The following is a 14,466-nucleotide window of genomic DNA, read 5'->3' on the forward strand; positions in this document are numbered from 1 at the left end:
CACGCCTGCGCACCACACCCAGCCCCTGACAGGCAAATCATCTTTGCTCACCGGTCACGAATCTGTCCCTGATTGGCTTCGGGTTCAGCCGGCTTTTGCGACCGTTGCTGTCTCCGGTCGCGATGCATAGCGCTGCGCCAGTACCGCGCAGACCATCAGCTGGATCTGGTGGAACAGCATCAACGGCAGGATCAGCGTGCCCAGCGCGCCGCCGGCGAACAGCACCTGCGCCATGGGGATGCCGGTGGCGAGGCTCTTCTTCGAGCCGGCGAAGAGGATGGTGATGCGGTCTTCCAGGTCGAAGCCCAGCCAGCGCGCCACCAGCCAGGTGATCAGCAGGGCCAGCGACAGCAGCAGACAGCAGGCCAGCACCAGACCCAGCAGCTGCGGCAGCGGCACCTGCTGCCAGATGCCCTCGACCACCGCATGGCTGAAGGCGGTATAGACCACCAGCAGGATGGAACTCTGATCGACGTTCTTCAGCCAGCCCTTGTTGCGCGCCACCCAGTCACCAATCCAGCGCCGCGCGATCTGCCCGGCTATGAACGGCAGCAGCAGCTGCACGACGATCTTGCCGATGGCCTCCAGCGTCGAGCCGCCTTCGCCCTGGGCGCCCATCAGCAGCAGCACCAGCAGCGGTGTGAGGAAGATCCCGATCAGGCTCGAAGCCGCCGCGCTGCATACCGCCGCCGGGATATTGCCGCGTGCCAGCGATGTGAAGGCGATGGCCGACTGCACCGTGGCCGGCAGCGCGCATAGGTAGAGCATGCCCAGGTAGAGCTCGGCGCCGATCATCGGCGTCAGCAGCGGGCGCAGCGCCAGGCCGAGCAGCGGGAACAGCACGAACGTGCAGCTGAACACCAAAAGATGCAGGCGCCAGTGCCCCATGCCGGCGAGAATCGCGCTGCCCGACAGCTTGGCGCCATGCATGAAGAACAGCAGGCCGATGGCCAGATTGGTGATCCACTCGAACACCACCACGCCCTGCCCGCGCGCCGGCAGCAGCGTGGCGATGGCCACTGCGCCGAGCAGCGCGAGGGTGAAATTGTCCGGTAGCAGGCGGGGTCTGGCCATGGATGCTCCTGATGCGTGTGGCTTGCAGCGAATGGCTCTGGAGTCTACTGTCGGCTTGAACATCCGACTAACGCCATTAGCCAGACAAATGTCGAGAAAAGGACAGGCCAGCCTCGCCCAGCGCAGCATCCCGGTCATGGATGCGCTGCCGCGACCGCTGTTCGCACGCAGCGAGTCCCTCGCCGAACGGACCACCACACCGCGCCACAGCCATCCCTGGGCTCAGCTGTCCTACGCCATCAGCGGCGTGCTGCGCGTGCATACCGAGCGCGGGCGTTTTCTCGCCCCGCCGCAGCGCGCCATCCTGATTCCGCCGGGCCTGCTGCATGAGGTAATCAGTTCGCCGCAGACCGAGATGCGCAGCCTGTACATCGACCAGCGCGCCATGCCCTGGGCGCCTGCGCATTGCCAGGTGCTGGCGGTGAGTCCGTTGCTGCGCGAACTGATCCGAGCATTCGGCACGCTGCCGGTGGACTACGACGAACAGGGCGCAGATGGCCGTCTGGCCGCCGTCATCCTCGACCAGTTACGCGCCGCCCCGGAGCTCGGCTACTCGCTGCCCTGGCCCGACGACGGACGCCTGCGCGGCATCTGCGAGGCACTGTATGAACAGCCGGACCTGTCCTTCAGCCTGGCGCAGTGGAGCGAGCAACTGCACATATCCGAGAAGACCCTGACCCGCCAGTTCCAGCGCGACACCGGCCTCAGCTTCCGCGCCTGGCGCCAGCGTTTGCGCCTGCTCAGCGCGCTGCCGTTGCTGGAGCGGGGCCAACCGGTGACCGACGTCGCCCTGGCCTGCGGCTACGACTCCACCTCGGCGTTCATCGCCGCATTCGGCCAACAGTTCGGCACTACGCCCGGTGCGCTAGCAAGGTCGCCGCGCCCGTAAGCGAACAGTTGCTCGTCGCGCGAGCAGTACAGTTACGCTCGCCATCAAACTGAACCGGCACAATTGACTTCCCCTGTGGCTGTAACAGCCGCTGGCCGCGCGCGATCCTGTCTGCCCATAACCCGCACCCGGCTTGCCGGGAAGGAACGCGCTCATGGCCCGCTCGCTGACCCGTCCATACCAGGCCACCCTCCAGAGCCGCAACTGGCAGCCGCTGTTGCGGCTGTTGCGGCTGCTGCAGCGCTGGCAACGCAACTACCGTACCCGCCAGCAACTGGCGCAGCTCGATGACCGCCAGCTCGCCGATGTCGGCATCAGTCACAGCGAGCGCGCCGCCGAACTGGACAAGCCGTTCTGGCGCTGAAGCGGTTCGCGCTCTAGAGTCTGTCGCCTAGGCTGACCGGCACGGCCCTGGCGGCGGAACGCAACGCCCATGGCACGGTCTAGAGCCTCATTACTGGAGATCTGCCATGTCCCGAATCCTGCTTCCCTTCCTCGCCGCCGGCCTGCTGCTGAGTGGCGCTGCTTCGGCGGCCAGTTTCACCGCCACCACCGACGTGGTGGTCGGCGGCCTGATCAATACCGTCGATGCCACCTCGGACCTGACCTCGTCCCTGCGCGACGACAAGCTGGTACTCGATGCCCGTGACGACGCCGCACGCTTCGTCGCCAGCCGTGGTGATCTGCGCGGCGCCCATCTCGAGGCGGCGCTGCAGCACATTCGCAGCCAGCAGCCGCAATTGCAGGCCAGCGACCTGCAGCTGGCCGAGGCGATACTCGCGCTTTGATGAGCCAGGCAGTGGACGCTGCCGAAACCTGCGGATGCAACCGGGCACTGGCTCTGGGACAGGCGTTTCGCTAGCCTTGGCGCCGTTTTACTCGGCAACAGGGTTCCCATGCGTTCGTTTTCCATCGCCATTCTGCTTATCGCTTTCACCACCGGCTCGGCGCACGCCTTCGATGTCACCACCGCAGGTGTCGTGCAGACCAGCTACGTCAGCAGCCAACTGACCAGCGCCCCCTTCGACAACAAGCTGATCACCGAGGCCCGCGAAGACGCGGCCGGCTTCGTCGCCAGCGAAGGCCAGTTCGCCGCGGCTCGCCTGCAAGCGGCCATGGCGCGCCTGCGCCAGGAACACCCGGAGCTTGCCGCCAGCGACCTGGAACTGGCCGAAGCCATCCTCGTCCAATAACCGCACCGCCTGCCGGTGCCCAGACCCATGAGAGATTCATCGATGAACAAGCTATTGCTCGCCGCCCCGCTGGCGCTGGCCGTCGCCGCGGGCACAGCCCAGGCGCAGACCCTCGTGGCCACCAGCAACATCGTCGTGCGTGCCCTGGACCGCAGCATCAACTTCACCTCCGACGTGACCAGCCGCATCAGTGACATGAAGGTCGTCGTCGAAGCGCGTGAAGACGCTGCCAGCTTCGTCGCCAGCGCCGGCGAGATCCGCGGTGCCCATCTGGAAGCGGCGATCGGCACCCTGCGCAGCGAGTTCCCCGCGGCGCGCAACGCCAGCGATCTGCAACTGGCCGAAGCCATCCTCGCGCTGTGACCCGCCTCGGCGCCTGGCTGCTGGCGAGCGGCCTGAGCCTGGCCAGCATCGCGGCTCATGCCGAGCTGCGCCTGGTTCTCGACGCACGCACGCTGGACGCTGAGCAACGCGCCGCCAGCCAGGCGCTGCTGGACGAAGCCATGGCCGCCCTGCCCCCGCGCCTGGTGCAGAGCCTCGATCGCGAGGTGCGCGTGCAATGGCGCGACAACCTGCCGGAACAGGCCTATGGCCGCGCCGGCGGCAAGCGCCTGGAACTCAACCGTCGCCTGCTGCCGGCGCTCACCGACGGCAGCGCTGCCGAGGAAAAGACCAATCGTCCCCACGGCACGGTACGCCGCGAGCTGCTCGCCACCGTCATTCATGAAGTGGCGCATCTGTACGATCGCGCGCGCCTGTGGTCGCCGGATCAACACCTGCTGCAGGGCCATTGCCGTCAGCGCGCCAGCAATCTCGGGCAGATCGGCCTGCCGGACGACTGCCGCGGGCAGACCGACCGCCGCTTCACCCTCAGCGATGACCCGCGCCTGCTCGACCTGGCCGGCTGGCCGCAACGGGTCGGCAAGCGCGGCCTGCGCGAACAGGACAACGCGCAGCTGGCGCGCAGTCCCGACCCGTACGAGCTGACCAGCCCGCTGGAGTTCGTCGCGGTGAACCTCGAGTACTTCCTGCTCGACCCCAGCTACGCCTGCCGCCGCCCATCCCTGCACCGCTATTTCAGCGAGCACTTCGGCTGGGCACCGGAGCCTGCGGACTGCACGCCGGGCTACCCCTTCCTCAACGCCGGTCGCGAGTTCGGCCGCACGCCCCTGCTGAGCCTTGACCCTGCGCGTGTCTACGAGGTCGACTACCTGTTCGCCGAAGCCAACGACGCCTGGGTCAGCCGCTGGGGGCATAGCATGCTGCGCCTGGTGATCTGCGCGCCCGGCCGCGAGCCCGGCCCCGCTTGTCGACTGGATCTGGACCACCATCTGGTGTTGTCCTTCCGCGCCTTCGTCGATGACGTTCAGCTCTCCAGCTGGGACGGCCTCACCGGCGTCTACCCCTCGCGGCTGTTCATTCTGCCGCTGGGCCAGGTGATCGACGAATACACCAAGGTGGAGCTGCGCGGGCTGGCCTCGGTGCCCTTGAGACTGCACCCCGAAGAGATTCGCCAGCTGGTCGAGCGCAGCGCCGAACTGCACTGGAGCTACGACGGCGACTACTACTTCCTGTCCAACAACTGCGCGGTGGAAACCCTGAAACTGCTGCGCAGCGGCACGGCACGCAGTGATCTGGTCGCACTGGACAGCATCATGCCCAACGGACTGCTGGAAGTGCTGATCCACCGCGGCCTGGCCGACGCCAGCGTGCTCGACGACGCCCGCGAGGCGCTGCGTCTGGGCTACCGCTTCGACTCCTACCGCGACCGCTACCAGGCCATGTTCGCCGTGCTCAAGGAACGCCTGGGCCTACCCCAGCACAGTGTCGAGCAGTGGCTCGAGCTCGACGCTGCCGAACGCCAGCCATGGATCGACCGCGCCGACCTGCGTGCCGCCGCCGCCCTGCTGCTGGTCGAACAGGCCGCCCTGCGCCGCCAGCTGCTCCTGGCCCAGGACGAGCTGAAGAACCGCTACCTCGACGGCCGCGGCCGCGACGCCAGCCTGAACAAGGCTGACGGCGCGCTGCAGGAAATCCTCGCCAGCAGCGGCTACCTCAGCCGCCCGGCCGAACTGCTCGACGGCGACGGCTACGGCCTGCCCCAAACCCGCGAATGGACCCGCCTGGAACGCGAAAGCGAACAACGCCAACTGCGCCTGAATCAGCTAACCGAAGAGCTGGACCAGGAAGTCCGGGTGCTGCTGGGCGATGAGCGACGCGAGGAACTCGAAGCGATCGAAGTGAACCTGGCCCAGATCGGTGAGCGACTGCGCGGGTTGCATAAGGCTGGGGGTGGGTTGGAGTTGCCATAATTTGGCGCTTCAGGCGTGCGAGCAAGGACGCATCGCGGCAGAGGATCCGGCTCGCAAACTTTTCTCCAGGCAAAAAAAACCTCGAACTTCATTGGGGGAGGGGGAAGTTCGAGGTCGAATCCGGACCGCTAGGGCGGGGTCCAGAGATCTGCCAACACTTAACACAACAAGGAGCATCGAAGGGCTTTTACACCCTTCGCATGCTCTGACCGGAGCGTTGCGCCGTAAGTTCAACGCGAACGAAAAAAAATTCGTCGACTACCGACATTTTTCGGCAGCTCGATCAGTGCGCCTCGTCCCAGTTGTTGCCAACCCCCGCCTCGACCAGCAGCGGCACGTCCAGCTGGGCGGCCCCGCTCATCAGCGGGCAGATGGCTTCGCGGACCTGCTCGACCAGGTCTTCGCGCACTTCCAGCACCAATTCATCGTGGACCTGCAGGATCACCCGCGCATCCAGCCCGCTGTCCTGCAGCCAGCTGTCCACGGCGATCATGGCGCGCTTGATGATGTCCGCTGCGGTGCCCTGCATCGGCGCGTTGATCGCGGTGCGCTCGGCGCCCTTGCGCATGGCGCCGTTCTTCGAGTTGATCTCCGGCAGGTACAGCCGGCGACCAAACAGCGTCTCGACATAGCCCTGCTCGGCGGCCTGGGTGCGGGTGCGCTCCATGTAGGCGAGCACGCCGGGGTAGCGGGCGAAATAGCGGTCGATGTACTCCTGCGCTTCCTTGCGGCCGACGTCGATCTGCTTGGCCAGGCCGAAGGCGCTCATACCGTAGATAAGGCCGAAGTTGATGGCCTTGGCGCTGCGGCGCTGGTCGTTGCTGACGTGCTCCAGCGGTACGCCGAACACCTCGGCGGCCGTGGCGCGGTGCACGTCCAGGTCGTTCTGGAACGCGTGCAAGAGGCCGGCATCCTGCGCCAGGTGGGCCATGATACGCAGCTCGATCTGCGAGTAGTCCGCCGCCAGCAGCTTGTAGCCCGGCGCCGCGACGAAGGCCTGGCGAATGCGCCGCCCCTCGGCGGTGCGGATCGGGATGTTCTGCAGGTTCGGGTCGCTGGAGGACAGCCGGCCGGTGGCGGTCACCGCCTGGTGGTAGCTGGTGTGGATGCGCCCGGTGCGCGGGTTGATCTGCTGCGGCAGCTTGTCGGTGTAGGTGCCCTTGAGCTTGCTCAGGCTGCGGTGCTGCATGATGACCTTTGGCAGCGGGTAATCCTGCTCGGCCAGTTCGGCCAGCACGCTCTCGGCCGTTGACGGCTGGCCGCCGGCGGTCTTGGAGATCACCGGGCAGCCGAGCTTGTCGTAGAGAATCGCGCAGAGCTGCTTGGGCGAGCCGAGGTTGAACTCCTCGCCAGCGATGTCGAACGCCTCGCGTTCCAGCTGCACCAGCTTGTCGCCCAGCTCGACGCTCTGCTGGCCAAGCAACTGTGCATCGACCAGCGCGCCGTTGCGCTCGATGCGCGCCAGCACCGGCACCAGCGGCATCTCGATCTCGGTCAGCACCTTGAGCAGCGATGGCGTCTGCTCCAGCTTGCCGAGCAGGGTCTGGTGCAGGCGCAGGGTGACGTCGGCGTCCTCGGCGGCATACGGGCCGGCCTGCTCGATGGCGATCTGGTCGAAGGTCAGCTGCTTGGCGCCCTTGCCGGCAATGTCCTCGAAGCGGATGGTGCCGCGGCCGAGGTACTTGAGCGCCAGGCTGTCCATGTCGTGACGGGTGGCCGTGGCGTCCAGCACGTAGGATTCGAGCATGGTGTCGAAAGCCATGCCGCGCATCTCGATGCCGTAGTGCATCAGCACGTTCATGTCGTATTTGCCGTGCTGGCAGATCTTGGTCTTGGCCGGATCTTCCAGCAGCGGCTTGAGCGCGCCGAGCACGGCATCCAGCTCGAGCTGCTGCGGAACGCCCATGTAGGAATGGCGCAGCGGCACGTAAGCCGCCTGGCCCGGCTCTACGGCGAAAGACACGCCGACCAGCTCGGCGCGCTGCGCATCAAGGCTGGTGGTTTCGGTATCGAAGGCAAAACATTCGGCCGCCTTCAGACGCGCCAGCCAGCGCTCGAAATCGGCCTGCTCCAGCAGGGTCTCGTACTGGGCCTCGGCCTGGATCGAACAGCCTTCTGGCTGCACCTCGCAGTTCTCCCCCGCCGCCTTGGCCTCGCGCAGCAGCTCGTCCAGCCACTGCTTGAACTCCAGCTCGCGATAAAGGGCGATCAGCGCCTCGCGGTGCGGTTCACCGGGCATCAGGTCACCGACCTCGACGTCCAGCGCCACGTCGATCTTGATCGTAGCCAGCTCGTAGGACATGAAGGCGGCATCGCGATGCTCCTCCAGCTTGGCGCCCAACGACTTGGCACCGCGAATAGGCAGCCCGGCGACCTGGTCGAGGTGCTCGTAGAGCCCCTTGAGCCCGCCCGGGATGCCGTTGAGCAGGCCACATGCCGTCTTCTCGCCCACGCCTGGCACGCCAGGAATGTTGTCGACCTTGTCGCCCATCAGCGCGAGGAAGTCGATGATCAGTTCCGGGCCGACGCCGAACTTGGCCTTCACGCCCTCGATGTCATAGACGCTGCCGGTCATGGTGTTGACCAGGGTGACGTGCGGGCAGACCAGCTGGGCCATGTCCTTGTCGCCGGTGGAGATCACCACATCACGGCCCAGCGCCGCGCATTGCCGCGCCAGGGTGCCGATGACGTCGTCTGCCTCGACCCCTTCCACGCACAGCAGCGGCAGCCCCAGTGCACGGACGCTGGCATGCAGCGGCTCGACCTGCACGCGCAGGTCGTCGGGCATCGGCGGGCGGTGCGACTTGTAGTTCTCGAACAGCGCGTCGCGAAAGGTCGGACCCTTGGCATCGAAAACCACTGCGAACGGGCTGTCCGGATACTGCCTGCGCAGGCTAAGCAACATGTTCAGCACACCCTTGACCGCACCGGTCGGCTTGCCGGTAGAGGTGGTCAGCGGAGGCAGCGCGTGGAAGGCGCGGTACAGGTAGGACGAACCGTCCACCAGGACGAGGGGGGCTTGGCTCATGAGCGGAATCAACCTTTTCGGCGGGCCCGGAGCTAGAATGCGAAGGACCACTTATCGACAAAGGGACAAGGTTACCATGCGCGCTCTCAAACACCTGATGCTGGCCAGCCTGCTGGCATGCGCCCCTCTGGCCGGCTTCGCCCAGGAGTCGGTCGAAGGTGAGCCGGACGTAACCATCCGTCAGGAAGGCGATCGCACCGTCGAGGAATATCGCGTCAACGGCTTCCTCTACGCCGTGAAAGTCACGCCCAAGCACGGCAAGCCCTACTTCCTGGTGCGGGCGGACGGAAATGACGGCAACTTCGTGCGCTCCGACCAGCCGGACATGCTGATCCCCGCGTGGAAGATCTTCAGCTGGTAATCCAGACATCCGCCGGAGGACAACATGTCGGTATTCACGCCCCTGCAACGCGATGAACTGGAGGCCTTTCTGGCGCCCTACCGGCTCGGTCGGCTGCGCGACTTCCAGGGCATCGCCGCAGGCAGCGAGAACAGCAACTTCTTCATCAGCCTGGAGCAGGGCGAATACGTGCTGACCCTGATCGAGCGCGGCCCGCGCCAGGACCTGCCGTTCTTCATCGAACTGCTCGACGTGCTGCACCGCGCCGGCCTGCCGGTGCCCTATGCGCTGCGCACCGAACAGGGCGAGGCCCTGCGCGAGCTGGCGGAGAAGCCCGCGCTGCTGCAGCCGCGACTGCCCGGCAAGCACGTGGTCGAGCCCAACCCGCACCATTGCGCCGAAGTCGGTCGGCTGCTGGCGCGTCTGCATCTGGCCACCCGCGACCACATCCTCGAACGCGCCAGCGACCGCGGCCTGGATTGGATGCAGGAGCAGGGGCCGAGCCTGGCGCTGAGCCTGCCCGAGGATCAGCTGCCGCTGCTGCGCGACGGCCTGGCGGAAATCGCCGAGCTGCGACCGAAACTCCTCGCCCTGCCCCGCGCCAACCTGCACGCCGACCTGTTCCGCGACAACGTGCTGTTCGAAGGCAGCCACCTGACCGGAGTGATCGACTTCTACAACGCCTGCTCCGGGCCGATGCTCTACGACCTGGCGATTGCCGTGAACGACTGGTGCTCGCACCCCAACGGCGAGATCGACGGTGAACGCAGCGAGCCGCTGCTGGCGGCCTATTCGGCCCTGCGCCGCTTCACCCCGGCCGAAGCCGAACTCTGGCAGCCGATGCTGCGGGTCGCCTGCGTGCGCTTCTGGTTGTCGCGGCTGATCGCGGCGCAGCGTCACGAAGGCAAGGCGGACGTGCAGGTGAAAGACCCCGGCGAATTTCATCGCCTGCTCGCCGCACGCCAGCGCCCTCAGAGTGTCTTACCTTTTGCGTTCTGACGCCGCGGCCTGAAGGGGCGAAGCCACCTGACCAGGCAGTGCCTGGTCGATGGCTCGACCAAGCGCCAACCCGCAATGCCGCGCATCACAGGTAAGATGGCGCACCTTTTTCCTGCCGTGTTCACGGCCGCTCGCCATGCGAGTGCCTCGACACGCCATGAACCGGCGACCCCGTAGTCTTGCAGCCCCCGGGCTCACCATCGCAATGCAGCCGATCCGGTGGCATTTCAGGGAACGACGAATGACCCAACGCTATGTAATCAACGCCTCGGTTAGCCCCAAGGGCAGCCTGGAAACCTTGTCCCAGCGCGAAGTGCAACAGCTGAGTGAAGTCGGCTCGGGACGCACGCACAAACTCTTCCGCCAGTGTGCGCTGGCCATCCTCAACACCGGCACCCGCATCGATAACGCCAAGACCATTCTCGAAGCCTATGAGGACTTCGAGGTACGCATCCTGCAGCAGGACCGCGGTGTACGCCTGGAGCTGTTCAACGCACCGGCCGACGCCTTCGTCGATGGCGAGATGATCGCCAGCACCCGCGAGATGCTGTTCAGTGCCCTGCGCGACATCGTCTACACCGAGAGCGAGCTGAGCAGTGCACGCATCGACCTGGACAGCTCGCAGGGCATCACCGACTACGTCTTCCACCTGCTGCGCAATGCCCGCACGCTGCGCCCGGGTGTCGAGCCGAACATGGTGGTGTGCTGGGGCGGTCACTCGATCAGCACCGAGGAATACAAGTACAGCAAGCGCGTCGGCCATGAACTGGGGCTGCGCAGCCTGGATGTCTGCACCGGCTGCGGCCCCGGCGTGATGAAGGGTCCGATGAAGGGCGCCACCATCGGCCATGCCAAGCAGCGCCGCGTCGGCAGCCGCTACCTGGGGCTGACCGAGCCGGGCATCATCGCCGCCGAGGCGCCAAACCCGATCGTCAACGAGCTGGTGATCCTGCCGGACATCGAGAAGCGCCTGGAAGCCTTCGTCCGGGTCGGCCATGGCATCATCATCTTTCCCGGCGGGGTCGGCACCGCCGAAGAGTTCCTCTACCTGCTCGGCATCCTCCTGCACCCGGCCAATCGCGACGTGCCTTTCCCGGTCATCCTCACCGGCCCGAGCGACGCAGCGGACTATCTGCAGCAGCTGCACGATTTCGTCGGCGCCACCCTCGGCGAAGAAGCGCAGCAGCGCTATCAGATCATCTTCAACGACCCCACCGAGGTGGCGCGGCAGATGACCGAGGGCCTGCGCGAGGTGCGCCGCTTCCGCCGCGAACGCAACGACGCGTTCCATTTCAACTGGTTGTTGAAGATCGAGGAAGGCTTCCAGCGGCCCTTCGATCCCACCCACGAGGCGATGGCCAACCTGCAGCTGCGTCGCGACCTGCCGGCCCACGAGCTGGCCGCCAATCTGCGCCGGGCGTTCTCCGGCATCGTCGCCGGCAACGTCAAGGACAAGGGCATTCGCCGCATCGAGCAGTACGGCCGTTACGAGATCCATGGCGACGCGGCGATCATGCAGCCGCTGGACAAGCTTTTGCAGGCCTTCGTCGAGCAGCACCGCATGAAACTGCCGGGAGGCGTGCCGTACACGCCGTGCTATCGCGTGGTGACCTGAGCGCAAGTCGCTTCGCGCGCAACAAAAAAGGCCCGGGCATCAGCCCGGGCCTTTTTTCATGAGACCGCTCAAGCGGTCAGCCGCATTTTGAGTTGCCGCAGTTCAGGCAGGTGGCGCAGCCATCCATCTGCACCACGGCCTGGGTGTTGCACTTGTTGCACAGCTGCGCGCCGGCCGGGAAGCCTTCGCCCGGCTCCACCGCCACCGCACCCTGGCTGGCCTCGTAGGCGGCGCGCTTCTCGGCCAGGTATTTGAGCTGGGTTTCGTCCAGCGCATGGCCTTCGAGCATGCCGATGGCGATCAGATGGCGCTCCAGCACCGCGCCGATCTCGGCAACGATCGAGGGCATGTAGACGCCACCTTTCTTCAGGTAGCCGCCACGCGGATCGAACACCGCCTTGAGCTCCTCGACGAGGAAGGTGCAGTCACCGCCCTTGCGGAACACCGCGGACATGATCCGGGTGAGCGCGACGATCCACTGGAAGTGGTCCATGTTCTTCGAGTTGATGAAGATCTCGAAAGGCCGGCGCTGCTCGTGCGGCGTGCCAGCGTTGAGCACGATGTCGTTCACGGTGACGTACAGCGCATGTTCGAACAGCGGCGACTTGATCTTGTAGGTCATGCCGATCAGGGTTTCCGGGCGCTGCAGGCTCTCGTCCATCTCCACCACGTTGACGGCCTTGCTCGCCGTGCCATCGCTGCCGCTGGTGGCGGTCGCGGGACGCTCGAGGGTCTCGTCGACGACCTTGAAGCCCTTGATGCGCTGGGTGATCTTTACGGTCATTGTGCAATCTCTCCTGCCGGGCCATGAACGGCCCGGCGTACAAGCGGTTCAGGCGGAATCAGTACTTGCCGTAGTAGCCTTCTTTGAGGGCGTCGAAGAGGTTGGCGGCGGTGTTCACCTCGCCGTCGTATTCGACTTCCTGGTTGCCCTTGAGCTCGACCACGCTGCCGTCTTCAAGGGTGAAGCGGTACAGGGTCTTCTCCAGGTCGGCCTCCTTGACCAGCACGCCCTGGAATGCCGCCGGGTTGAAGCGGAAGGTGGTGCAGCCCTTGAGGCCCTGGCGCCAGGCGTAGCGATAGATGTCCTTGAACGCTTCGAACGGGTAGTCGGTCGGCACGTTGGCGGTCTTGGAGATCGATGAGTCGACCCACTTCTGCGCCGCGGCCTGGATGTCCACATGCTGGGTCGGGCTGACGTCATCGGCGGTGATGAAGTAGTCCGGCAGCTTCTCGCCCGGCTCGTCGGAGCCTGGCTTGGCGCGCGCGTTGATCAGCGTGCGATAGGCCAACAGCTCGTAGCTGAACACCTCGATCTTCTCCTTGGCCTTGCGGCCCGGACGGATCAGGTTGCGCGAGTAGTGATGGGCGAAGCTCGGCTCGATGCCGTTGGAAGCGTTGTTGGCCAGGCTGAGGCTGATGGTGCCGGTGGGCGCGATGGAGCTGTGGTGGGTGAAGCGCGCGCCCTGCTCGGCCAGTGCCTCGATCAGATCGGGCGCGTATTCGGCGATCTTCTGCATATACCGCGAGTATTTGGCGTGCAGCACACGGCCGGCAATCTGGTCGCCAACCTTGTAGCCGTCCTTGGCCATCTCCGGACGCTTGCGCAGCATCTCTGCGGTAACCTCGAAGTTCTGGCTCAACAGCGGCGCCGGGCCCTTCTCCTTCGACAGCTCCAGCGCCTGCTCCCAGCCGACCAGCGCCATCTCGCGGGAAACTTCCTCGGTGAACACGCAGGCTTCCGGGCTGCCATAGCGCAGCTTGAGCAAGGTCAGGGTCGAGCCGAGACCGAGGAAGCCCATGCCGTGGCGGCGCTTGCTCTCGATCTCGTGGCGCTGCTGCTCCAGCGGCAGGCCGTTGATCTCGACGACGTTGTCCAGCATGCGGGTGAAGACGCGCACCACTTCGCGGTACTTGTCCCAGTCGAAGCGCGCTTCGACGCCGAACGGGTCGATGACGAAGTGGGTCAGGTTGATCGAGCCCAGCAGGCAGGAGCCGTATGGCGGCAGCGGCTGCTCACCGCAGGGGTTGGTCGCGCGGATCGCCTCGCACCACCAGTTGTTGTTCAGCTGGTTGACCCGGTCGATGAGGATGAAGCCTGGCTCGGCGTAGTCGTAGGTGGAGACCATGATCATGTCCCACAGATGCCGAGCCTTGACCCGCCCGTAGATCTTGCAGGCCACCAGGCCATCATCGCGCACGATGTAGCCGTCGTGCACCGGCCATTCGCGCCAGATCACCTGGGCATCGTCGGCCAGATCCAGCTCGGCGGCTTCCTTGGCATGCACCGGGAAGATCAGCGGCCACTCGCCGTCGGCCTCGACGGTCTGCATGAACTCGTCGGTGATCAGCAGGCTCAGGTTGAACTGACGCAGGCGGCCGTCCTCGCGCTTGGCACGGATAAACTCGCGCACGTCCGGATGGCCGACGTCGAAAGTGCCCATCTGCGCGCCGCGGCGGCCACCGGCCGAACTCACGGTGAAGCACATCTTGTCGAAGATATCCATGAACGACAGCGGGCCGCTGGTGTGCGCGCCGGCGCCGGAAACGAACGAGCCGCGCGGACGCAAGGTGCTGAACTCGTAGCCGATGCCGCAGCCGGCCTTGAGCGTCAGCCCGGCCTCGTGGACCTTGCCGAGAATGTCGTCCATCGAGTCGGTGATCGAGCCGGAGACGGTGCAGTTGATGGTCGAGGTGGCCGGCTTGTAGTCCTGCGCGCCGGCGTTGGAAATGATCCGCCCGGCCGGGATGGCGCCATTGCGCAGCGCCCAGAGGAAGCGCTCGTACCAGTGCTCACGCTGCTTGGCCGGTTCGACGTCGGCCAGGGCACGGGCGACTCGCTGCCAGGTGTCATCGACGGTCTGGTCGATGGGCGTGCCGTCCTTGCTGCTCAGGCGGTATTTCTGCGACCAGATGTCCTCGGAAGCCGCCTGCAGGGCGATGCTGGAAGTGCTCTTGCTGTCTGCCGCGATGGGCCCGTCCGTCTTCGCCATGCGCTGCGCATCCTCGTGCCGAA

The 14,466-nt window shown here is 65.8% G+C and carries 13 protein-coding genes; 9 read left to right on the forward strand and 4 right to left on the reverse strand.

Going from position 1 to position 14,466, the window contains the following annotated elements:
- Positions 1 to 84: 84 nt before the first annotated feature.
- Positions 85 to 1,074, reverse strand: a complete 990-nt coding sequence (locus P5703_RS21445) for a bile acid:sodium symporter family protein (RefSeq protein ID WP_279643050.1) — start codon at positions 1,072 to 1,074, stop codon at positions 85 to 87.
- A gap of 88 nt (positions 1,075 to 1,162) precedes the next feature.
- On the opposite strand from P5703_RS21445, the gene P5703_RS21450 reads away from it, so the two are divergent.
- From P5703_RS21450 to P5703_RS21475, 6 genes are all read left to right on the forward strand, one after another.
- Positions 1,163 to 1,963: an AraC family transcriptional regulator gene (locus P5703_RS21450; RefSeq protein WP_026006628.1), complete on the forward strand. Its 801-nt coding sequence runs from the start codon at positions 1,163 to 1,165 to the stop codon at positions 1,961 to 1,963.
- Between the two features lie 154 nt (positions 1,964 to 2,117).
- Positions 2,118 to 2,327 (forward strand): DUF1127 domain-containing protein, encoded by a 210-nt coding sequence (locus P5703_RS21455; RefSeq protein WP_279643051.1) that lies wholly within the window; start codon positions 2,118 to 2,120, stop codon positions 2,325 to 2,327.
- Positions 2,328 to 2,433: 106 nt separating this feature from the next.
- Positions 2,434 to 2,751 (forward strand): DUF2388 domain-containing protein, encoded by a 318-nt coding sequence (locus P5703_RS21460; protein ID WP_011911365.1) that lies wholly within the window; start codon positions 2,434 to 2,436, stop codon positions 2,749 to 2,751.
- A 108-nt stretch (positions 2,752 to 2,859) separates the two neighbouring features.
- Positions 2,860 to 3,156, forward strand: a complete 297-nt coding sequence (locus tag P5703_RS21465) for a DUF2388 domain-containing protein (RefSeq protein ID WP_181122724.1) — start codon at positions 2,860 to 2,862, stop codon at positions 3,154 to 3,156.
- A gap of 42 nt (positions 3,157 to 3,198) precedes the next feature.
- The gene (locus tag P5703_RS21470) at positions 3,199 to 3,519 is read left to right on the forward strand and encodes a DUF2388 domain-containing protein (protein WP_017245875.1); all 321 of its coding nucleotides are present in this window, start codon (positions 3,199 to 3,201) and stop codon (positions 3,517 to 3,519) included.
- Positions 3,516 to 5,468, forward strand: coding sequence for a DUF7844 domain-containing protein (locus tag P5703_RS21475; RefSeq protein ID WP_279643052.1), 1,953 nt, complete (start codon positions 3,516 to 3,518; stop codon positions 5,466 to 5,468). The genes P5703_RS21470 and P5703_RS21475 overlap by 4 nt, the downstream gene beginning before the upstream one ends.
- 283 nt (positions 5,469 to 5,751) lie before the next feature.
- Here the strand turns inward: P5703_RS21475 and polA are convergent, their stop codons facing one another.
- The gene (gene polA / locus P5703_RS21480; protein WP_017245873.1) at positions 5,752 to 8,496 is read right to left on the reverse strand and encodes a DNA polymerase I; all 2,745 of its coding nucleotides are present in this window, start codon (positions 8,494 to 8,496) and stop codon (positions 5,752 to 5,754) included.
- A gap of 76 nt (positions 8,497 to 8,572) precedes the next feature.
- On the opposite strand from polA, the gene P5703_RS21485 reads away from it, so the two are divergent.
- The 3 genes from P5703_RS21485 to ppnN all read left to right on the forward strand — a co-directional run bounded on the left by P5703_RS21485 (position 8,573) and on the right by ppnN (position 11,450).
- The gene (locus tag P5703_RS21485) at positions 8,573 to 8,857 is read left to right on the forward strand and encodes a DUF2782 domain-containing protein (protein WP_013981312.1); all 285 of its coding nucleotides are present in this window, start codon (positions 8,573 to 8,575) and stop codon (positions 8,855 to 8,857) included.
- Positions 8,858 to 8,881: 24 nt separating this feature from the next.
- The gene (locus P5703_RS21490) at positions 8,882 to 9,835 is read left to right on the forward strand and encodes a homoserine kinase (protein ID WP_011911359.1); all 954 of its coding nucleotides are present in this window, start codon (positions 8,882 to 8,884) and stop codon (positions 9,833 to 9,835) included.
- Positions 9,836 to 10,076: 241 nt separating this feature from the next.
- Positions 10,077 to 11,450: a nucleotide 5'-monophosphate nucleosidase PpnN gene (gene ppnN / locus P5703_RS21495; RefSeq protein WP_013981310.1), complete on the forward strand. Its 1,374-nt coding sequence runs from the start codon at positions 10,077 to 10,079 to the stop codon at positions 11,448 to 11,450.
- A gap of 76 nt (positions 11,451 to 11,526) precedes the next feature.
- On the opposite strand, the gene P5703_RS21500 is transcribed toward ppnN, so the two are convergent.
- Together P5703_RS21500 and P5703_RS21505 are read right to left on the reverse strand one after the other, a co-directional pair.
- Positions 11,527 to 12,234: a TSCPD domain-containing protein gene (locus tag P5703_RS21500; RefSeq protein ID WP_011911357.1), complete on the reverse strand. Its 708-nt coding sequence runs from the start codon at positions 12,232 to 12,234 to the stop codon at positions 11,527 to 11,529.
- 58 nt (positions 12,235 to 12,292) lie between these two features.
- Positions 12,293 to 14,443: an adenosylcobalamin-dependent ribonucleoside-diphosphate reductase gene (locus P5703_RS21505; protein ID WP_014595396.1), complete on the reverse strand. Its 2,151-nt coding sequence runs from the start codon at positions 14,441 to 14,443 to the stop codon at positions 12,293 to 12,295.
- Positions 14,444 to 14,466 lie beyond the last annotated feature (23 nt).

The organism is Stutzerimonas sp. FeSN7 (genome assembly GCF_030263795.1).
Lineage (GTDB): Bacteria > Pseudomonadota > Gammaproteobacteria > Pseudomonadales > Pseudomonadaceae > Stutzerimonas > Stutzerimonas stutzeri.